Origin of the sequence: Chryseobacterium cucumeris, from assembly GCF_016775705.1 — a bacterium.
Lineage (GTDB): Bacteria > Bacteroidota > Bacteroidia > Flavobacteriales > Weeksellaceae > Chryseobacterium > Chryseobacterium cupriresistens.
Genome location: NZ_CP068760.1, coordinates 117,978 through 137,343, shown reverse-complemented (window position 1 = coordinate 137,343; position 19,366 = coordinate 117,978). Strand labels below are relative to the sequence as shown.

Annotated in this window: 21 protein-coding genes; 14 read left to right on the top strand and 7 right to left on the bottom strand. The window is 37.1% G+C overall.

Going from position 1 to position 19,366, the window contains the following annotated elements:
- Positions 1-44: 44 nt before the first annotated feature.
- The 5 genes from JNG87_RS00695 to JNG87_RS00675 all read left to right on the top strand — a co-directional run bounded on the left by JNG87_RS00695 (position 45) and on the right by JNG87_RS00675 (position 5,002).
- A complete protein-coding gene (locus JNG87_RS00695; RefSeq protein WP_002976876.1) occupies positions 45-518 on the top strand; it encodes a Fur family transcriptional regulator in 474 nt (157 codons plus the stop codon).
- Positions 519-521: 3 nt separating this feature from the next.
- Positions 522-2,261, top strand: coding sequence for an OstA-like protein (locus JNG87_RS00690; RefSeq protein ID WP_202841132.1), 1,740 nt, complete (start codon positions 522-524; stop codon positions 2,259-2,261).
- A gap of 96 nt (positions 2,262-2,357) precedes the next feature.
- Complete coding sequence (locus JNG87_RS00685; RefSeq protein WP_202844141.1) at positions 2,358-3,533, top strand: aspartate aminotransferase family protein; 1,176 nt, start codon at positions 2,358-2,360, stop codon at positions 3,531-3,533.
- A 188-nt stretch (positions 3,534-3,721) separates the two neighbouring features.
- Positions 3,722-4,108 (top strand): START-like domain-containing protein, encoded by a 387-nt coding sequence (locus JNG87_RS00680; RefSeq protein ID WP_034696870.1) that lies wholly within the window; start codon positions 3,722-3,724, stop codon positions 4,106-4,108.
- 78 nt (positions 4,109-4,186) lie between these two features.
- Positions 4,187-5,002: an aminotransferase class IV gene (locus JNG87_RS00675; protein ID WP_202841130.1), complete on the top strand. Its 816-nt coding sequence runs from the start codon at positions 4,187-4,189 to the stop codon at positions 5,000-5,002.
- A gap of 85 nt (positions 5,003-5,087) precedes the next feature.
- On the opposite strand, the gene JNG87_RS00670 is transcribed toward JNG87_RS00675, so the two are convergent.
- Both JNG87_RS00670 and JNG87_RS00665 read right to left on the bottom strand, forming a co-directional pair.
- Positions 5,088-5,672: an N-acetylmuramoyl-L-alanine amidase gene (locus JNG87_RS00670; protein WP_202841128.1), complete on the bottom strand. Its 585-nt coding sequence runs from the start codon at positions 5,670-5,672 to the stop codon at positions 5,088-5,090.
- Positions 5,673-5,776: 104 nt separating this feature from the next.
- Entirely contained in the window at positions 5,777-6,325 is a 549-nt protein-coding gene (locus tag JNG87_RS00665) for a YqgE/AlgH family protein (RefSeq protein ID WP_110007966.1), read from the bottom strand.
- A 24-nt stretch (positions 6,326-6,349) separates the two neighbouring features.
- Between JNG87_RS00665 and pdxH the strand changes: the two genes are divergently transcribed.
- Positions 6,350-6,991, top strand: a complete 642-nt coding sequence (pdxH, locus tag JNG87_RS00660) for a pyridoxamine 5'-phosphate oxidase (RefSeq protein ID WP_202841126.1) — start codon at positions 6,350-6,352, stop codon at positions 6,989-6,991.
- 255 nt (positions 6,992-7,246) lie between these two features.
- Here the strand turns inward: pdxH and JNG87_RS00655 are convergent, their stop codons facing one another.
- Positions 7,247-7,537, bottom strand: coding sequence for an HU family DNA-binding protein (locus JNG87_RS00655; RefSeq protein WP_002976900.1), 291 nt, complete (start codon positions 7,535-7,537; stop codon positions 7,247-7,249).
- Positions 7,538-7,936: 399 nt separating this feature from the next.
- Here JNG87_RS00655 and panD point away from each other — a divergent pair, with 399 nt between their 5' ends.
- From panD to JNG87_RS00615, 8 genes are all read left to right on the top strand, one after another.
- On the top strand, positions 7,937-8,287 hold the full coding sequence (gene panD, locus JNG87_RS00650) for an aspartate 1-decarboxylase (protein ID WP_002976902.1): 351 nt from the start codon (positions 7,937-7,939) through the stop codon (positions 8,285-8,287).
- Between the two features lie 3 nt (positions 8,288-8,290).
- Entirely contained in the window at positions 8,291-9,319 is a 1,029-nt protein-coding gene (locus JNG87_RS00645; protein ID WP_202841124.1) for a lysylphosphatidylglycerol synthase transmembrane domain-containing protein, read from the top strand.
- Between the two features lie 170 nt (positions 9,320-9,489).
- Positions 9,490-10,065, top strand: coding sequence for a TerD family protein (locus JNG87_RS00640; protein WP_047420681.1), 576 nt, complete (start codon positions 9,490-9,492; stop codon positions 10,063-10,065).
- Positions 10,066-10,092: 27 nt separating this feature from the next.
- On the top strand, positions 10,093-10,770 hold the full coding sequence (locus tag JNG87_RS00635) for a TerD family protein (RefSeq protein ID WP_202841121.1): 678 nt from the start codon (positions 10,093-10,095) through the stop codon (positions 10,768-10,770).
- Between the two features lie 88 nt (positions 10,771-10,858).
- Positions 10,859-11,497, top strand: coding sequence for a vWA domain-containing protein (locus tag JNG87_RS00630; RefSeq protein ID WP_202841119.1), 639 nt, complete (start codon positions 10,859-10,861; stop codon positions 11,495-11,497).
- A gap of 17 nt (positions 11,498-11,514) precedes the next feature.
- A complete protein-coding gene (locus JNG87_RS00625) occupies positions 11,515-12,558 on the top strand; it encodes a TerY-C metal binding domain-containing protein (RefSeq protein WP_202841117.1) in 1,044 nt (347 codons plus the stop codon).
- Complete coding sequence (locus tag JNG87_RS00620; RefSeq protein ID WP_202841115.1) at positions 12,558-13,835, top strand: PP2C family serine/threonine-protein phosphatase; 1,278 nt, start codon at positions 12,558-12,560, stop codon at positions 13,833-13,835. Before JNG87_RS00625 ends, JNG87_RS00620 begins: the two co-directional genes overlap by 1 nt.
- 5 nt (positions 13,836-13,840) lie before the next feature.
- On the top strand, positions 13,841-15,352 hold the full coding sequence (locus JNG87_RS00615) for a helix-hairpin-helix domain-containing protein (RefSeq protein ID WP_202841113.1): 1,512 nt from the start codon (positions 13,841-13,843) through the stop codon (positions 15,350-15,352).
- Positions 15,353-15,522: 170 nt separating this feature from the next.
- Here JNG87_RS00615 and JNG87_RS00610 read toward each other — a convergent pair whose 3' ends face one another.
- From JNG87_RS00610 to JNG87_RS00595, 4 genes are all read right to left on the bottom strand, one after another.
- Complete coding sequence (locus JNG87_RS00610; protein WP_202841111.1) at positions 15,523-15,963, bottom strand: GNAT family N-acetyltransferase; 441 nt, start codon at positions 15,961-15,963, stop codon at positions 15,523-15,525.
- Between the two features lie 236 nt (positions 15,964-16,199).
- A complete protein-coding gene (gene tyrS, locus JNG87_RS00605; protein WP_202841109.1) occupies positions 16,200-17,399 on the bottom strand; it encodes a tyrosine--tRNA ligase in 1,200 nt (399 codons plus the stop codon).
- Between the two features lie 479 nt (positions 17,400-17,878).
- The gene (locus JNG87_RS00600) at positions 17,879-18,469 is read right to left on the bottom strand and encodes an NAD(P)H-dependent oxidoreductase (protein ID WP_202841108.1); all 591 of its coding nucleotides are present in this window, start codon (positions 18,467-18,469) and stop codon (positions 17,879-17,881) included.
- A gap of 75 nt (positions 18,470-18,544) precedes the next feature.
- On the bottom strand, positions 18,545-19,363 hold the full coding sequence (locus tag JNG87_RS00595; protein WP_202841107.1) for a helix-turn-helix domain-containing protein: 819 nt from the start codon (positions 19,361-19,363) through the stop codon (positions 18,545-18,547).
- Positions 19,364-19,366 lie beyond the last annotated feature (3 nt).

Genomic DNA, 19,366 nt, shown 5'->3' with positions numbered 1-19,366 from the left:
ATCTATTTAAATAAAATTCAATAAATTTGTAGATAATTTTTTTAATGGATACAATACAAAAAGAAAAAAATATAGCTTTGATCAAGGATGTTTTGAGAAACTACTTATTAGAAAAAGGGTTCAGAAACACACCTGAAAGATATACGATATTGGAAGAAATTTATAATATGGATCATCACTTCAATGTTGATGATCTGTATCTTCTGATGATGCAGAAGAAATATCACGTTTCCAAAGCAACGATTTACAACACGATTGAAATTTTCCTTGATGCAGGTTTAATCCGTAAGCATCAGTTCGGAGAAAAGACATTGACTTCTTCGTCTTATGAAAAGTCTTATTTTGACAAACAGCATGATCACCTGGTGATCTACAAAAAAGACTCTGATAAAGAGATTGAGGAAATTATTGAATTCTGTGACCCAAGAATCCAAGGAATCAAAGAAGCCATTGAAGAAGCATTTGGCGTAAAAATTGATTCTCATTCGCTATATTTCTATGGCACTAAGAATGACTAATTAATGAGAATAGCCCTTTTTCTGTTACTCTTTATTTCTACGCTCAACTTTGCGCAGGATAAAACTCCTGTGAAGAGAGATCCTTATCTGCAGGCTCCTTCACCCACTCAGCCTCAACAGGTGAGACCTGAAGATAAAGTAAAGATCATCCACGCAGACGAAATCAAGAAAGATCCTGAAAAATACGACGGGAATCAATATTTTACCGGTCATGTTCAGATAGAACATCAGGGATCCATTCTTACTGCAGATGAAGTAGTTCTGTATAATGAAGAAAACTTTGTAAAAGCAATAGGTAATACAAGACTTCAAAATACAGACGGCTCTGTAATCACAGCAGGAGAAATGGAATATGATGCCAATACCCAGAAAGGTGTTGCCCGAAAAAATGTGGTCCTGACGGATCCTAAACAGACCATAAAAACAGATATTCTGTATTATGACAGGCTGGCTAATCAAGCGTATTTTAATACAGGAGGAACGATCTCGGATGGCCAGAATGTTACCTATGCTAAAGTAGGAACTTATTTTCTCAATACAAGAGTAGTTGACCTTACAGGAAATGTAAAGATTGAAACCCCTCAGTATACTATAGAAGGTCCAAATATCAAACAGAATCAAAACACAAAAATTGCCGATTTTAATGGTCCTACAACCATTACCAGCAAAACCAATCCACGAAACAGAATCTATACGGAAAGAGGAACCTATAAAATGGATTCCAAGGAGGCGTATTTAACCAAAAACTCAAGGATATTTTACAATGAAAAAATCCTTACCGGTGATGATATGTACTACAATCAGATTTCAGGGTTTGGTAAAGCAACAGGCAATGTAACCCTGGATGATCCTAAAGAAAAAAGATACATAAAAGGAGGATACGGAGAAATTTTTGAGAAAAAAGACTCTGCAATGATGACCAAAAGTCCGTATGCTGTAAAAGTGATGGAAAAAGACTCCATTTATTTCGCTGCAGAAAAAATTATTTCTTATCAAAGACCGGACTCACTGGATATCAAAGTGAAGAAAAGCTATCTTAGAGCCTTCAAAAAAGCCCGTATTTATAAATCCAATGCACAGGGAAGAGCAGATTCCATTGCTTTCAACGAAACAGACGGAATCATGCATATGTATACCAACCCGATTCTTTGGAGCGGTGAAAAGCAGGTAACCGGAGATAAAGTAGAAGCCTACTTCAATACCAAAACGGAAGATATTGATTCCTTAAAAGTAATTGGAAATGCCTTTGCCATCAGTAAAGTAGACTCCCTGAACCTGAAAGATGAGTTCAATCAGGTGAAAGGGAAATTCATGACGGTGTACTATGAGAAAAATGCTATTAAAGAAGCAAGAGTAGTTGGAAACGCCCAATCTATCGTCTATGTTGATGATACCGATCAGGAAACCAAAAAACCGGAAAGAATAGGGATTACCTTGTCTACCTGCGGAATTATCGGAGCATTGTTTGAAGAAAGAGCATTACAGATTATTTCCTGCAGTATCGGAGCTGTTTCCGATACCTATCCGATGAGTATGATAGAGCCGTCAAAAAGAAAATTCCCGGATTTTAACTGGAATACCAAAGACAGGATCCGGAAATGGCAGGACATCCTTGTAGACACTCCGAATAACGAAGAAATACAATATACAGCAGATAATGAGCTCTTCGATAAAGCACAGAAAGCCATAGATGATGAAAAGGCCAAAGAAGAAGCTAAAAAACCTAAACGTACCAGAAAATAACAGAAAGACCAGTAAAATGCTGGTCTTTTTTGTGGATTAATTTTAACGTTTAATGAATCTTTTATAGCTTTGCTGAAATTTTTGGAGACAATGGAAATGCATAAAGATTTTTTTACATATCAGGCTCAAACCACAAAATTTGCTGCAGGTTTTGAAGTAGAGAAAGCAATAGGAAGCTATATTTACGGTACAGACGGAAAAAGATATCTTGACTTTGTAGCAGGAGTTTCTGCCAATACGCTGGGACATTCACATCCTAAAGTTGTGGATGCTATCAAAGAGCAGACGGATAAATACCTACACGTAATGGTGTATGGTGAATATGCACAGGAAAAGCCTGTAGCACTATGCAGATTGCTTGCTGAAGCTACTCCTGATCCCCTGGAAGTTACATACCTTGTGAATAGCGGTGCGGAAGCCATTGACGGAAGCTTAAAATTAGCCAAAAGATACACCGGAAGAGAAGAAATTGTTTCCTTTAAAAACTCTTACCATGGAAATACCCACGGCGCTTTGAGTGTTTCAGGAAATGAAACTCACAAGAGAGAATTCCGTCCTTTATTACCGATGGTTTCTTTTATTGAATTTAACAATGAAGAAGACTTCGATAAAATTACAGAAAAGACGGCTTGTGTTATCCTTGAAACCATTCAGGGAGCAGCAGGATTTTTGGTACCGGATAACGATTACCTGATCAAACTGAAGAGAAGATGTGAAGAAGTAGGAGCGCTTTTAATTTTAGACGAAATACAGCCGGGATTTGGAAGAACAGGGAAGTTATTCTCTTTCGAGCACTTTGGTATCGTTCCTGATATTCTTGTCATGGGTAAAGGAATGGGAGGCGGTGTTCCTGTAGGAGCTTTTATGAGTTCCAGAGAAATCATGGAAACGCTTTCACATTCTCCTAAATTGGGTCACATTACTACTTTTGGAGGAAACCCGTTGATTGCGGCTGCAAGTTATGCAACATTGAAAGAAGTGCTGGAAAGCGGCTTAATGAATGAAGTAGAGGAAAAAGAGAAATTGTTCAGAGAACTTTTGGTTCATCCTAAAATCAAAAATATCAACGGTAAAGGGCTGATGCTTGCCGTGAACTTAGGAACTCCTGAATACACACTGGAAGTAGCTAAAAAATGCATGGATAAAGGGCTTATTGTTTTCTGGCAGCTGTACAGAAATGAATACCTGAGAATCTCTCCGCCTCTTACATTATCTCTGGATGAAATAAGAGAAGGGTGTCAGATTATTCTCGATATACTGAATGAAAACTAAAGATAAAATCTCTCCGGAAAGGAGAGATTTTTTTATGTCTTGCATGGTAACTTTTAGCTTTAAAACTTACCATCACAGGGATTTAAATCCAGTGATAAATATCATGCAGATTCTATAAAAAAGTAATTGTTTTTTTGCGTAATAAAAAAATTAATTTATATATTGCGGGACGATAAAACAAAGATTATATGGCGAAACATAAAGTCCATTACGAATTTCCAATGCACTGTTTATCAGAGATTTTGTATGAATATCTGGCGACTGCAGAGGGATTGTCTGAATGGTTTGCGGATGAGGTAACAGAGAAAGGCGATGATTTCTTTTTTAGCTGGGGTGGAGGTCCTGCTGAGAAGGCCACTTTGATCAGATATAAGCCTGAAGGTTTCGTGCGTTTCAGATGGGAAGAAGATGAAGGAACAAAAAATTTCTTTGAAATGACTATCACAATTGATGATATTACAGAAGATCTGGCTCTAAATATTACAGACTTCTGTGAAGAAGGTGATGAAGAGGAAAATGCAATGTATTGGGAAAATCTTATCGAAAACCTTAGAATAAAACTAGGTGCGGCATAATACCGGGCTATATGAAATGATAAAACTGATGAACGATTTATCGTTCATTATTTTTTTGTAAATAAATTACATCAAAATTTGGAAAATCAATATTTTACATCAGACGAGTTACATGTAAAGAACAGAGCTTTTCTTTGGGGAGACTCAGTAAAAGTTTCTTTCTTTCTAAGAAATGGTGGATTGATCATGGACGAAGAATGCTATTTTTTTCTAATGGCTTCCATGAGAAAGATGAGACTGAATATTCCTTTGACTTACACGCTGGAGTTTTTCCAGACCCTTTTTCAAAAAGAAATTATTGAAGGCAAAGGCATAAGCAATGGAATTATCAATTTCCAGGTGTTCAGAAATAATGATGGAATGACATTGGCCAAATCTTCCGTTTCCTATTTTTACGAGGTGACGGAAATGGCTGATGTGCTTGCTGTTCATCAAAGACCTCTGGAATTGGATTTGATTAAGGAAATTAATGTTAATAACAACCTTTTGAGCAATATCCGGGTTCACTGTCCGGAAAATATTTACGGAGTGATCTATGCGCAGGAAAATGATCTTGACGATGTGATCCTTCTGAATCCAAACAAAAGAATAGCACGTACCACTGCCGGAAACCTTCTCTTTTTGGAAGGTGATGTTATCAAAGTACCAAAGCAGACGGAAGGAGCTTACATTTCTCCTTTGATGGAAAACTTTGTTACTTTTTTACATAAAAATAATCTTGCAGATATTCAGGAACACGAGATTATCGCATTTGAATCTCAGAAGGCTGAAGAAATTTTAATGATTTCTGATGAGAAAGGTATGTTTTCTGTAGGTAAGATAAGAAACAAGACTTTTGAAACCTCGCGTTTCTCCGGATTGGTAGAAAGCTGGAAGAAAAGTTTTAATTCATAAAAATTGACAAACCCGGTAAACAACAAAGTTCCAGAAGTCCTTTACCGGGTTTTATTCTGAGTAAAATCAGAAATTGTTTCTTTATTTAATATTCGTTGATAATCTCAACAAATTTTTGTGCGATTTCTTTCTGCCCTTTCTCACTGGTAATATAATTCCTGTTATCGGAATTATTGATAAAACCAAGTTCTACCAATACAGCAGGTGCTTTGGTCTCTCTTAGCATGTGAAGATTTTGGCGTTCTTCAATTTTACGGGCATTGAATTTCTTATAGATTTTTCCGGCCAACTCCTTTGATACGTCAGAATTCTGAACGTAAACTTCAAATCCGTTGTCAGATCTCTCCTTCTGAGGAGAACTGTTAACGTGAAGAGAAATGACCATTTCAGGGTTCAGCTTATTGATCTGATCTGTTCTTTCAGCAAGGGTAGGAGAACTGTCTGCATCCCTTGTTAAAATGACCTCATACTTATCCTGGTTTTCATTGATTTTCCGGATTTCCTTAGCAATGCTTAATGCAATATTTTTTTCCAGAATTTCACCATAAGCAGCCCCAAAATCATTTCCGCCATGTCCGGCATCAATGACAATGTATTTTTTGCTGATAGGAGTAAATGATAAAAACGCTGTAGAAAATATTGATAAAGCAAGTAGTGTAATACCTTTCATATCAGTGATTTTAGTTTTTCAAATAACGGAAAAACTTTCTTTAAAATTGGTTAACAGAATCTTAAAGTTTGTTAATTATTTTTAATCATATGAAAGGGATATTGTTAATTTAATGAAATATCCTCAGGAGAGTTGGCCCAGAGAAGAAATTCTCCTCCAAGATTCTGCATAATAGATTTCCAGAGTGTCTGATCATTGGGAAGCGTATAATCAAGATTATAAACATCCACTACCGTCCACATTTTTCTTTGAACTTCAGTATCCAGCTGATGAGAAGACCATCCGGAATATCCTGAAAAGATTTTGATATGGTTGATATCCAGTTCACTGCTTAAAACCGCATTAATAATACGTTCGATATCTTCTGTAAGATAGTATTCATCAGTAATGTCTGTATAGATCTCTGTAACTCTTTTGCCTTTTACAATGAAAAATACCTTGTCGTTTTCTACAGGTCCTCCATCATATACCTCAATTTTAAAGTCAAAAAAATCTTTGAATTTGCTACTCATCTGGCTGTTCTTTTTATTCAATATCAAACCAAATGCACCACTTTCATTATGTTCAATAACCAATACTACCGATCTTGAAAAAATATCGCCGGAAATGTCGGGTGTCGAGATTAATATTTTACCTTTGTATGAGTGATTCATACTCAAATTTAATAAAAAATATTTATGGAAAACCTGCACGACAGAAGAAAAGTGTACGAGAAATCCCAACTTATTGAAAGTGAGATAAAACAAAATCCAATTGAACAGTTCAGAGACTGGTTTTTGGAAGCCAATGAGAGTCCGATGATCTCAGAAGCTAATGCTATGGCGGTTTCTACAGTAGAAGAAGATGGGTGCCCAAGAACAAGAATGGTACTGCTTAAAGCATATACCCATGAAGGATTTATTTTTTATACCAATTATCACAGCAAAAAAGGAAAAGCAATAGAAAACAACCATAAAGCCTGCCTGCATTTTTTCTGGCCTAATCTTGAAAGGCAGATTATCATCAAAGCTGATCTTGAAAAGGTGGCAGAAAACCTTAGCGACGGTTATTTCCATTCCAGGCCGAAAGGAAGCCAGCTCGGCGCTGTGGTCTCTCCGCAAAGCCAGGAGATTCCCAATAGAGAATTTCTGGAAGATAAATTAAAAGAGCTGGAAAAGGAGTATGAAAATACGGAAGTCCCAAGACCAGCCCACTGGGGCGGATATCTTGCAAGACCTTATGAAATTGAATTCTGGCAGGGAAGACCCAATCGTCTTCATGACAGGATTATTTATGAGCTTGAAGATCTTGACTGGAAAATCTCGAGACTGGCTCCGTAATGGGAAGTTAGAAGTTAGAAGTTAGAAGTGGCGGTTTTCAATAGGAGATAAGGCGCTTGAAAATATAAAATTTGTAATATCAATAGAAGCGGGCTTTAGCCCGCTTATTTTTATTAGATATGATGATCGGCTTTAGCCAAAACTTAATAATTCTAAACCACTTAAAGCTTCTTAATAGTTGAATTTCCGGTCACAATTTGACATAAAAAAAGGCTGTTTCTAAGAAACAGCCCTGAATTTTTGTAATCTGAATGATTATTTTTTCTTAGCACCTGAAACTGCATTTGATAAATCAGCTCCAGCTTTGAATTTAGCAACTTTTTTAGCAGCAATTTTGATCGGTTTTTTAGTTGCAGGGTTAATACCTTGTCTAGCCGCTCTCTCAGCTACTGAGAAAGTACCAAAACCTACTAAAGAAACTTTTCCGTCTTTTTTCTTTAATGTAGTTGTAACGTTACCAATGAAAGACTCTAGAGCAGCTTTTGCTGCAACTTTAGTGATACCTGCATCTTTTGCGATTGCGTCGATTAATTCAGACTTGTTCATAATTTTTAATATTAAAGTTAGTTCGTAATTATAGCAAATATAGTACTATTTTCTAATTGTGCAATTTTTTTATTAAAACTTGTGCAATTTTTTTGCATTTCACTGAAATCAGTTAAAATATGATAATTCCACTTTTCACAGAAAATCTACGTTACAGGTTACTAAAATCATGCCAAATGCTTATGTGTATTGACTTTAGCAAAAAGTTAATATTATTTTTCGTATTTATTAAATCCTAAATTGTGTATGAAGAATTAATTTTTTTGACCATATGATTATTAAATTTATAAGTAATTTTTATATTTCTTGTGTTTTGTTAAATTAAACACCTGTGTTTGTGGGAGTTTTAAAATGATAATAAACGCCTGTTTTATTAATTTTTATTAATAAATTTGCAACATGTTAATAGAAGTTTTCAAGTCTAAGATTCATAGGGTGAGAGTAACTGCCTCTGACCTTAATTATATAGGGAGTATAACGATCGATGAAGATCTTATAGAAGCTGCCGGTCTGGTAGTGGGAGAAAGAGTCTATATCGTGAATGTGAACAACGGAGAACGTTTTGATACCTACGTGATCAAAGGGAAAAGAAAATCAGGTGAAGTATGTCTGAATGGTCCTGCAGCAAGAAAAGTACAGAAAGATGATATCATTATCATCATTGCCTATGCTCAGATGACTCCGGAAGAAGCAAAAGACTTCCAGCCAAAAATCGTTTTCCCGGATGAAAAAACAAATCTTCTTACGTAGTACATGGAGAAAATATCAAAAAGTCCGGTAAAATCAATACTTACAATAGTAATATCGCTTGCTTTTGCAGGCTTTTTTTTATGGCTTGCCTTAAGAGGTCTGGATTTTAAAGTCATTCAAAAGTCATTGGCAAAAGCTAATTATATCTGGGTATTGTTTGCTTCCGTATTTGGTCTTCTGGCGTACTGGTTCAGAGCGATACGCTGGAATCTGATGCTGGAGCCGATGGGACACAGAATTTCCAATTCCAATGCGCTTTGGTCCATCTCATTTGGTTATCTGATGAACCTTACAATTCCCAGAAGTGGCGAAGTAGCAAGGGCAACCGCTTTATATGGGGTGGAAAAAGTACCTGTAGATAAATCTTTCGGAACTATTATTCTGGAAAGGGTAGTAGATCTGATCTGTATGCTTGGTTTCTTAGGACTGACGTTATTGTTTAAATACGAAGCCATTCTGTCATTCTATAAAAACTCAGGAATAACAATGAATCCCAACAAGATCATACTGGTTCTTTCTATTCTGATTGCAGGAACAGTTTTGTTCTTTGTATTTAAAAAGAAACTTTCAGGAATTCCTTTTTTAGGAAAAGTGGTTAGCTTTATTGACGGGATTTTTCAGGGGATAACTTCCATCTTTAAATTAAAAGAAAAAGGGAAATTCATTCTTTATACATTAGGAATCTGGATTTGCTATTACTTTGCTGCATATCTGGTATGTTTTGCTCTTCCTGAAACTTCAGCATTTACCTTTGCAGACGGTTTCTTTATTATTGTAGTAGGAACATTAGGAATGATTATCCCTGCCAGTGGAGGAATCGGAGCGTATAACCTTGCCATGAAGTATGGTTTTATGGCGCTGTTTATTTCAGTAGGGAAAAGTGCAGATTTTGGCGGTGAAATGGGACTTACGTACTCCTTTATTTCTTTACCGCTGCAGATTGTGATTATGCTGGTGATGGGATTAATTTCCATTCCCATGCTGGCAAAAGCAAGAAATGTTGCTGTTTCAGATAAAGAATTTGAAAATTAATTCAATACATTTTATATAATACAAGGTTCAATTTTTTAATTGGACCTTTTTATTTTGTGGCTTAAATTCTTTTAATTGAGTTGTATAAAATATTTTTTTAATGAATAAATTTGGTCAGTTCATAAATCACTTCTATCTTAATGCAAAAAATAATCATAATATAAAACACTATGGCAATTAATCTACAGAAAGGACAAAAGATCGAGATAGGATTGACGAAAATGACGATTGGATTAGGCTGGGATCCGAATGAAGGAACCGGCTACGATTTTGACCTGGATGCTTCTGCAATCATGATTGATTCTGACAGAAAATTAGTAAGCGAAGAATACTTCGTTTTTTACAATAACTTAAATTCTCCGGATGGAGCCCTTATCCATACAGGAGATGATCCGAGTGGTAAAAACAGTGATGGTGACGATGATGAAGCGATCATTATAGACCTGGATAAAGTAGATTCAAGAGTAGAAGAGATCCTTTTTGTGGTAACCATAGAAGACTTTGAAAGAAGAAGACAGAATTTCGGACAGGTAAGAAATTCCTATATCAGAGTAGTAGATAACCATTCAAACCAGGAGATTGCAAAATACGAACTGGATGAGGATTTTTCTATTGAAACCGGTGTAGAATTCGGAAGACTGTACAAAAGAAACGGAAGCTGGAAGTTTGAAGCTTCAGGAATAGGATACAGAGCAGATCTTGGCTTCTTTCTTGAAAAATACTACAAAGGGCAAATCATCAAATAAAATATCAGATACACAAAAACTATAACTATGGCAATTAATTTACAGAAAGGACAAACGATAGATTTAAGAAAGAATGACCGCGGCGAAAGCGTGTATGATCTTTCAAAAGTAACCATCGGCTTAGGATGGGACGTAAGAAAGCAGGGAGGTGGATTTTTTGGAAAACTATTCAGTAAAGAAGCAGAATACGACCTTGATGCAGTAGCATTTCTTTTAGATGGCAACGGAAAAGTAGCCAATTTGGGAAGAACGGTACAGACCAATGACGGAAGACAGATGGGGCTTTACCAGGGAGATGTGGTTTTCTTCAACTCCATGCAGCATCCAAGCGGAAATGTATGGCTTACCGGAGACAATAGAACCGGAGCAGGAGATGGAGATGATGAACAGATCATTGTAAGATTGGATCAGCTGGATCAGAGTTATCAGAAAATTGTATTCCTGGTTACCATTTATCAGGGAAGAACCAATAACCAGCACTTCGGAATGATTGAAAATGCATTTATCCGTGCTGTAGATGCTACAGGAAAAGAAATTACAAAATACAGCCTTTCCGGTGATTCAAGTATGAATGGTAAATGTGCAATGGTTTTTGCAGAAGCATACCGCCACAACGGAGACTGGAAATTCCGTGCTGTGGGAGAACCACACAATACAGATAATTTTATCGATATTCTGAGACAGCAATACGCATATTCCAACTAGATTCTCAAATTTTTATCAAATCATAATAAAAGCCGTCGGCGGAAGTCGAAGACTTCCGCCGACGGCTTCGAATTAATACTTGTCTATAATGAGCAGGAGATTATTAGCTTATTTTTTATTAGATACTTCAGGTTCCATGAACGGAGAGCCTATTCAGGCACTGAATAATGGTCTCAACGGCCTTATCAGTATGCTCCGTGCAGATCCGCAGGCAATGGACAGCCTGCATTTGAGTGTTATTACCTTCGATAGAGATGTTAAAAATATGATACCCTTAACAGACCTGGCGAGCTTTTATCCCATGGAAATTACCTGTCCGGATAGTGGTCCGACGCATACAGGAGCAGCCCTGGAAATGGTTTCAGAATTGATGCAGAAGGAAATTGTAAAAGAATCTGCCGATACAAAGGGAGACTGGCAGCCGCTGCTTTTTATATTTACGGATGGAAAACCTTCGGATATTCAGAAATACAGGCAGATGATCCCGGTGATCAGAGGACTGGAATTTGGTGCTATCGTAGGATGTGCAGCAGGCCCGAAAGCTGATGAAAAGTTTCTGAAGGAACTCACAGATCATGTGGTAAAGCTTGATACTACGGATGCCATTACCCTCTCTTCCTTTTTCAAATGGGTGAGTTCTTCCATTACGCAGGGAGGACAATCTCAGAATACAGGAGAAAACATCACATTACCTCCGCCACCATCGGAGCTTACTATTATTATTTAAAAAATTGTCTTTACAGCATGAGAAGACTGCCTATTTATTTTTTAGTAGACGTCTCCGAATCTATGGTAGGAGAACCTATTGAGCAGGTACAGGAAGGGATCGCCAATATCATCAGGGAATTAAAAAAAGATCCTTATTCACTTGAAACTGTCTACATTTCCGTGATTGGTTTTGCGGGAGAAGCTGAAATCATTACGCCGATGCAGGATATTATCAGTTTTTATCCGCCTAAAATTCCGGTCGGAAGTGGTACATCACTTTCCCAGGGTTTAATTAAACTAATGGATTGTATTGACAGGGATATTGTGAAAACAACGTATGAAAGAAAAGGCGACTGGAAACCTATAGTGTTTCTTTTTACAGACGGAGTGCCCACTGATGATGCGACCAAAGCCATTGAAAGATGGAATAACAAATACAACGGAAAATCTAACACTATTGCTGTTTCTATTGGAGAAAATACCAATTATAAACTTCTCGGATCTCTGGCAGACCATGTTTTACTGTTCAATAATTCTGATGAGAATTCTTACAAAGAGTTTTTCAAATGGGTAACAGATTCTATTAAAACAACCAGCCAGAGTGTCACAGAAGCCAAAAAAGAAGGAATTAATTTGTCTAAAATAGATTCCATGATTCTGGAGAAAGTAGATCCAGAAATGGAACAGAGATTCCCGGATAATAATTTTGTAGTATTGAACGGAAAATGCCAGGAAACGGAAAAGCTTTATCTGATGAAGTTTAAAAAAGCATTCGCAGAATCAAGCATACCGGGAATGGCTACAAGATATTACAGACTGGACGGAGCATATAAAATTGATGAAAAAGCCTACTACAGACTTTCTTCCCATCAGAAAACGTATCTTAAAATCAATATAGAAGAACTGGATGGAGGTACTTCATGTCCTCATTGTGCCAATCCTATTGCATTGGCCACCTGCTCTTGCGGAGGTATACACTGTCTGAGAGGAGAAGGGTACAGCAAATGTCCGTGGTGCGGAACTTCGGATTATTACGGATTTTCCGGAGGAGGATTTGATATTAACCGAACTTTGGGCTAATGATGGGCAAATTTTTCAGGAAGTCTGCCGCAGAATCCAAGTCAAAGACGATGGAACAAGCTGTTGTTTTTAAAGAAAAAGAAGAGTTCAAAGATGCTCATTGGATATTGAAAAATGCCAGTGCAAAGCAGTTCTATGAATTCACTTTCGATATGGAAGATTTCCCGAACATAAAGATTCAGAATATTGGAAACATTGAAGAAACAGGGCTTACTTTTGAAAACAATACAATCTCAGGAATCCCGGTTACCAATAATATGTATCATCTGGATATTCAGTTTTATCATATTCACGATCAGCATCAGATGGAGACTAAGAAAATACAACTTTTCGTTAACGCAGATCCCAAAGACTTATGGAAGAATATTCCAAGCGATACAAACGCAGCTTTTTATAAACCGGAAGAAGACTCATTGAAAGGTTCTTTTTCAGACAAAAAAATTGTGGTGGCTTCCAAAAGAGGACGTTCCCATGCGCATGAAGGCAAATTTCGTGAAGACGATTTTGCTGTAAATAGGCTTTCCGATGGCTGGAATATTATTGCTGTTTCAGATGGAGCGGGCTCAGCAAAAGCTGCAAGAGAAGGTTCCAGACTGGCAACAGAAACGATCAACCGGTTTTTTAACTCAAAGGAGACTTTAAACCAGATTGAAAATAACGTCAGCATGCTGTATAACGGCCAATCTTTCGTAGAAAATGAGTCAGAATCTAAACAGAATATCATCAATATCTTATCGGAAGGTGTTTTACATGTTTATCAAACACTGGAAAAAACAGCAGTGGAAAATGATTTTTCAGTAAATGATCTGCATGCAACCCTTATTTTTATTTTGCTTAAAAAGTACAGCTTCGGATATGTTGTGCTGAGTTTTGGAGTGGGAGATTGCCCGATCAATCTTATTAACACGGATTTTTCTGAAGTTAAGCTTTTAAACCGGATGGATGTGGGAGAATTTGGTGGAGGGACACGTTTCATCACCATGAAAGAAATTTTTAATGATACAATAGCTTCCCGTTTTCAGATCACCTGTGTAGAAGATTTTTCTTATCTGGTGTTGATGACAGATGGCATTTATGATCCTAAATTTACCACCGAAAACAAACTGGAAGACACAGAAAACTGGAAAGCACTTTTTGAAGACCTTGCCGGGAATAATGATGACAGGGCGAAAGTAGATTTTATCAACGATGAAAAGATTGATGAAGAACTTTTAATCTGGAGCGATTTCTGGAGCAGAGGAAATCATGATGACCGTACATTGGCAATAATCTATTAATACGAATGAAAAAGACCATTAAGGTTGTCTCTGTTCTGGACACAGCCAAATCCTATGAATACGTAGATGAAAACCCTATCCGGGGCGGGGTGAAGGATGTTTATTTTTCGCCTGATAAAGAATATGTAGTTGCTTTTTACCGGAATCCGCTGGATGAAGGACAAAAAGAAAGAATCATGAGAATTGTTTCCACTTATCTGCAAAGTTTACAGAGTGGAAATGCTTCAGAGTACTTTCTGAACGAAATATTCAGATGGCCTTATGATATTGTTGAAAGAAATAAACTAACGGGAATTGTAGTTCCTGTTTATCACCATAAATTTTATTTTGCCAAAGGTTATATCGGTTCGGATAATATCCAGGGACAGGATAAAGTGGGGAAGTGGTTTACCGCTCCCATGTTCCGGAATCAGCAGTATCCGTTGAGACTGGATCGGTCAGAATTGGGAGATTGGCTGAGCTATTTTCAGATTGCAGTCAATATCAGCAGAGGAGTGAAAAAGCTGCATCAGATGGGACTGGCACACTCCGATTTGTCTTATAACAATATTCTGGTAGATCCCGTTACAAAATCTGCCTGTATTATCGATATTGACGGTCTTGTGGTTCCCAGACTCTTTCCACCGGAAGTCATAGGAACCGCCGACTTTATTGCGCCTGAAGTTTTAAAAACCCAACATCTGAAACTTCAGGATCCGGACAGGCATTTACCCAATCAAAAAACAGACCTGCATGCTCTTGCGGTTCTCATTTATATGTATCTGCTAAGAAGGCATCCGCTGCGTGGAGGTAAAATCTGGGACCTGGATTCTGAAAAAGATGAAATTCTGTCCATGGGAGAAAAAGCAATGTTTGTAGAACATCCGCAAAATAATTCCAACCATGTGAAGTCCGATCATCTCAGAAAATGGGATGCATTCTGGGGCGACCCTCAGAAAATTCCTTATACGGTTACAGGCCCTTATATTTCAGAATTGTTCAGAAAGACATTCGTTGATGGATTACATGATCCCATCAGACGTCCCACTGCCAATGAATGGGAAACAGCTTTGTTGAAAACCGTAGATCTGATCCAACCATGTCTTAATCCGGATTGTACAGAAAAATGGTACGTCTTTGATAATACCAGCAATCCCAAATGCCCGTTTTGCGGAACACCACATCAGGGAACATTACCCGTTTTAGACTTATATTTTAAATTTGATGATGAGGTATGGAAACCGGAAAATCACAGGCTCATGGTTTATCATAATCAGTATCTTTTCAAATGGCATGTTTCCAGGAAAGTGATACGCAACGAGAATCTGACGATGCAGGATAAAATGCCGGTAGGATATTTTACGTTCCACCAGGGAAGATGGGTATTGGTCAACCAAAGCTTATCAGGAATGAAGGATATCACAGAACAGAAAGAAATTCCACCAGGCTCTATGGTTGAACTTACCGATGGTAAAAAAATACTGCTTTCCTCAGAAGAAGGCGGAAGATTGATTTACGTAACCATGGCAAACCAGTAAAGACTAACGGGTAATCAAGGCTTGTTTGCGGAGTGTCATTCTGAATGGAATGAAATGTAATGAAGAATCTCACAGATGATCGTGGCTATTTGTGCTCATTTATTTGTGAGATTTGTGTTTAAATCAAAGGGAAACATTCAACGGCTTTAGCTAAAATTTTTAAAAAACATTTACTGTCTTTCCGTTTCCATAAAATAAGAATACTGGTCTTCCCCCACAATTCTGAACCCAAGACTTTTATAAAGATGCTGTGCTTTATTCGTTTTTAAAACACTTAATGAAACCGTTTTCCCTGCTAAAGAAGCTTCTTCTAAAATATCTGACAAGATCTTTTTTCCAAGCCCTTTGCCCTGTTGACTGGGATCAATCTGAAGCTGCAGAACCTCAATATTGGTAAATGTTCTGTCTACTTTTAACAGCCCGATGGGCTGATCATTTAAAAAAATGATATTGGCCTTTTCAAACTGATACAGAATTCTTTGCAAAGTTGTCTCCCTGTCGATAGAAAGCCCGGAATTTTCATAATGAGGATTCATGGTTTTCATTCTGAGATCGAGAAGAAAATCAATATCAGTATCATCAGCTTGTTGATAGCGCAGGTTAAGATTCATATTCAAAAATAAGAAATTAAGCTCTTACTTGAATGCAATTTTCAGTCCTATTTCTTCTTGCATAGGTTAAAGGTTGTAAAGGGTGGAAGATGGAAGAAGGAAGCTATTATTGTGCTGTGGAGAACTTCTGCATTTTTTATTGTAACTTCTGTTTTAAAAAAAATATTCCAGTCAAAAAACTTCAGATGTTTCACGTCTGCCAGAAACTTCCATCTCCCAGCTTCCATCTTCCAGCCTTACACCAGCTCAAAAAAGCCCCTTCTCCCGATTTTAATTTTAGTTTGAGGGATCAACTCCACCTCTTCATTTGCGTCTGTTATTTTAATGGTATTGATCTGAATTCCTCCACTCTCAACCAATCTCCTGATAGCAGATTTGCTGAGGTCATTTTTAAGCTGGTGGCAAAGTTCAACGATAGAAATTTTATTTTTGATGCTTTTCAATGAACCAATAGCTACAGGTTCATACACTTTATCTTCAAAATTTTTATTCTGAAACTGGTTGATAAAGAACTGTTCTGCATCTTCAGCTGAAGCCAAATCATGGTACTGGCTGACGATATTTTTAGCAATGATTTTTTTAATATTCATTGGGTTTTCGCCTTCGTTTAACCGGGAAAAAATTGCTGTTTTTTCTTCCATAGAAAAATCGGTAGTAAGATTGATAAACTCTTCAATCAAAGTATCTGGAATAGACATGGTTTTTCCAAACATTTCATTGGGTTCGTCCGTCAATCCAATAATATTGTTCAGGGATTTACTCATTTTTTCTTTTCCGTCAAGACCTCTCAGTAAGGGCATACACATGACAATCTGAGCGGGCATTTGATGCACCTCCTGAAGCTGTCTTCCCATCGTGCAGTTGAACAGCTGGTCTGTGCCTCCCATCTCGATATCGCACTCAATTTTTACAGAATCAAAACCCTGAAGAATCGGGTAAACCAGTTCATGCATGGCAATAGGTGTATTTTCTGTAAACCTTTTATTAAAATCATTTCGGTGCATCAGCTGTGCAACGGTAACTCTTGAAAGAAGCTGGATCACCTCAGAAAAAGTAAGGGCATCCAGCCAGTCGGAATTGAAAACAATCTTTGTCTTCTGTACATCAATTACCTTTGAAAGCTGATTGATATAAGTCTGGGCATTATGCTGTACATCTTCAGCGCTTAAAGGTTTTCTTGCTTTGTTTTTTCCTGTGGGATCGCCAATCCTTGCTGTAAAACTTCCCACAACAATAATGATCTGATGTCCCAGATCCTGAAACTGTTTCAGTTTTTTTAAGACCACAGCATGCCCCAGATGAAGATCCGGAGCCGTGGGATCAAAACCCAGTTTGATGGAAAGTTTTCTGTTTTCTTTAGAGGCCAGAGCCAGTTTTTCTTCCAGACCGTTTTCAGGCAGGATGATAGCTACATTTTCTTGTAATGGATGAATCATGTTGAATAGTTTTAAAATGAAAAAGCCCGGACAGGTAATGTCCGGGCTCTATATATACGTTAGATTATTTTATTGGATTATAGATATAGAAAGTCTTCCCGAACGATAGCCCGGAGTGTAATATTCACTGAAGAATGGAAGACGTAATATACTGTTCAGATGTTTCATTGTGATGCAAATATACAGGGAATTCCTGAGGATCCAATATTTAAACCATTAAGACGCATTGCAGGGTTATAACAAGATTTGTTTTAAAAGAAAAACTTAACCATCCATCAATCTTAATGGCTTAAAATAATGGTTCAAAACAATTTTACTTGCGATTTTTGAAGCTAATTTCATGCCATAAATCCCTTAAAAATAAAATACAGGATAAAGATGTAAAAACTGTATTTTATTATTTTCTTAGTTGCCTTGCATAAAGCTTCTGATAAAGGGTAAATCATTCATTTTTCAATAAGTTTTTTTAAAGAAAAAAATTAATAGTTAAGAACATGTTCAGAGTATAAATTTTTAATCTGACCTTTCCAGATTTCCAGATTTTCGGGAGAAGCTTTATCTGCTTTATCAAAAAATAAATGCCTGATGATTTCAAGCCCTGAATAGATAAAAATGCCATTGTCAGAAGTTAGTGTCAATGCTTTATCCATTCCTGTTTTTTCATATTCTTCATGAGATTTTCCATGGGTATTGATAATCACCGTCTTTTTACCTTTCAGGAGTCCTTTCTGTATCCCCTGATCATAACGGTAGGCAAATCCATAGCTGAAAACACGGTCTATGTATCCTTTCATTATCGCAGGAAGTCCGGTCCACCAGATTGGGTAGATAAAAGTAATCTGCTCTGCCCACGAAATGTATTCCTGTTCGGTTTTTACATCATCCAAAACTTTTCCCATACGCTGTCCCTGCATATCATCCAGAGAAAGTACAGGATCAAAGTCTATGGTATAAAGATCTCTCACAACAACTTCCTCGTTACGAAACTGAAGGGTTTCAACAACTGTGTTTAAAAGATGATGATTTAAACTGTTTTCATTTGGATGCGCGTAAATGATTAAATGTCTCATTGTTTTGATTGTTAAGATTAATGAGACAAAAGTACTGCGGCGTCCTTCTCAAAAATTGTAAGAAAACGAAACGGTCTATCCGGACCTGGGATTACAGATTTCCTGCTGGAATTTTAAATATTGAGCCGGAGAAATGTTGATAAAATGCCTGAAATCATGGATAAGCTGGCTCTGGTCATAATAGCCACATTCATCAATGATCGTAAACCACTTGACAGGGTTTTGCCTTTCAGTTTCCTTTTCAATGATTTGTATAGCTTTTAAAAATCGATTGTAACGGTTAAGTTCTTTTAAAGAATAGCCAAACTGCTCTTTCTGCTTTCGCTGGATGTTTCTTTCTGTCTGCTGAGTCTGTTCTGCAATTACTTTAACGGGATTTAACAGATCATTCTCAAAACTACTCAACAGCTGTCCTGTAATGTCCCGATCCTGCAGATAAGGTTTACAGAATTCAAGGATGTAATCTACCTGTTTTGTGACTGAATCTAAGCTTTTAAGCTGATGCCAAAGGTCTGTAAAACAATTTTCTTCCAGTAATTCATTCGGATGTTTTACCGATTGTTCAATAGATATTTTTCCAAAAAACCTGAAGAATGCATCATCCTTAAAATTGGCAACCAAAATAGAGCATCCTGCGGGAAGTGTATATTCAAAAGCTTGTCTTACCGGCCCGAATACCATGCATTTGTCCACACTTATCATCGTTTTTTCCCGCGTAAACATCGTAGCATTTTCTCCAAAACAAAGTAACAGAATTGTCTGATAAGTAGGTAAAAGCGTCTTGGTAATGGAGGATTCGGAAGTGTTTTCAGCAAAATAAAAATGAGTAAATACATTTTCAAATTCCTGAGGAACAGAAATTCTGTACTCGTTATATTCAGAATGTAATTCCATAAG

Excerpts from the sequence above, each read along its gene's own strand:
- JNG87_RS00695 (WP_002976876.1), top strand. The coding sequence starts at position 45 with ATGGATACAATACAAAAAGAAAAAAATATAGCTTTGATCAAGGATGTT.
- JNG87_RS00690 (WP_202841132.1), top strand. The coding sequence starts at position 522 with ATGAGAATAGCCCTTTTTCTGTTACTCTTTATTTCTACGCTCAACTTT.
- JNG87_RS00685 (WP_202844141.1), top strand. The coding sequence starts at position 2,358 with ATGCATAAAGATTTTTTTACATATCAGGCTCAAACCACAAAATTTGCT.
- JNG87_RS00680 (WP_034696870.1), top strand. The coding sequence starts at position 3,722 with ATGGCGAAACATAAAGTCCATTACGAATTTCCAATGCACTGTTTATCA.
- JNG87_RS00670 (WP_202841128.1), bottom strand. The coding sequence starts at position 5,672 with ATGAAAGGTATTACACTACTTGCTTTATCAATATTTTCTACAGCGTTT.
- JNG87_RS00665 (WP_110007966.1), bottom strand. The coding sequence starts at position 6,325 with ATGAATCACTCATACAAAGGTAAAATATTAATCTCGACACCCGACATT.
- pdxH (WP_202841126.1), top strand. The coding sequence starts at position 6,350 with ATGGAAAACCTGCACGACAGAAGAAAAGTGTACGAGAAATCCCAACTT.
- JNG87_RS00655 (WP_002976900.1), bottom strand. The coding sequence starts at position 7,537 with ATGAACAAGTCTGAATTAATCGACGCAATCGCAAAAGATGCAGGTATC.
- panD (WP_002976902.1), top strand. The coding sequence starts at position 7,937 with ATGTTAATAGAAGTTTTCAAGTCTAAGATTCATAGGGTGAGAGTAACT.
- JNG87_RS00645 (WP_202841124.1), top strand. The coding sequence starts at position 8,291 with ATGGAGAAAATATCAAAAAGTCCGGTAAAATCAATACTTACAATAGTA.
- JNG87_RS00640 (WP_047420681.1), top strand. The coding sequence starts at position 9,490 with ATGGCAATTAATCTACAGAAAGGACAAAAGATCGAGATAGGATTGACG.
- JNG87_RS00635 (WP_202841121.1), top strand. The coding sequence starts at position 10,093 with ATGGCAATTAATTTACAGAAAGGACAAACGATAGATTTAAGAAAGAAT.
- JNG87_RS00630 (WP_202841119.1), top strand. The coding sequence starts at position 10,859 with ATGAGCAGGAGATTATTAGCTTATTTTTTATTAGATACTTCAGGTTCC.
- JNG87_RS00625 (WP_202841117.1), top strand. The coding sequence starts at position 11,515 with ATGAGAAGACTGCCTATTTATTTTTTAGTAGACGTCTCCGAATCTATG.
- JNG87_RS00620 (WP_202841115.1), top strand. The coding sequence starts at position 12,558 with ATGATGGGCAAATTTTTCAGGAAGTCTGCCGCAGAATCCAAGTCAAAG.
- JNG87_RS00615 (WP_202841113.1), top strand. The coding sequence starts at position 13,841 with ATGAAAAAGACCATTAAGGTTGTCTCTGTTCTGGACACAGCCAAATCC.
- JNG87_RS00610 (WP_202841111.1), bottom strand. The coding sequence starts at position 15,963 with ATGAATCTTAACCTGCGCTATCAACAAGCTGATGATACTGATATTGAT.
- tyrS (WP_202841109.1), bottom strand. The coding sequence starts at position 17,399 with ATGATTCATCCATTACAAGAAAATGTAGCTATCATCCTGCCTGAAAAC.
- JNG87_RS00600 (WP_202841108.1), bottom strand. The coding sequence starts at position 18,469 with ATGAGACATTTAATCATTTACGCGCATCCAAATGAAAACAGTTTAAAT.
- JNG87_RS00595 (WP_202841107.1), bottom strand. The coding sequence starts at position 19,363 with ATGGAATTACATTCTGAATATAACGAGTACAGAATTTCTGTTCCTCAG.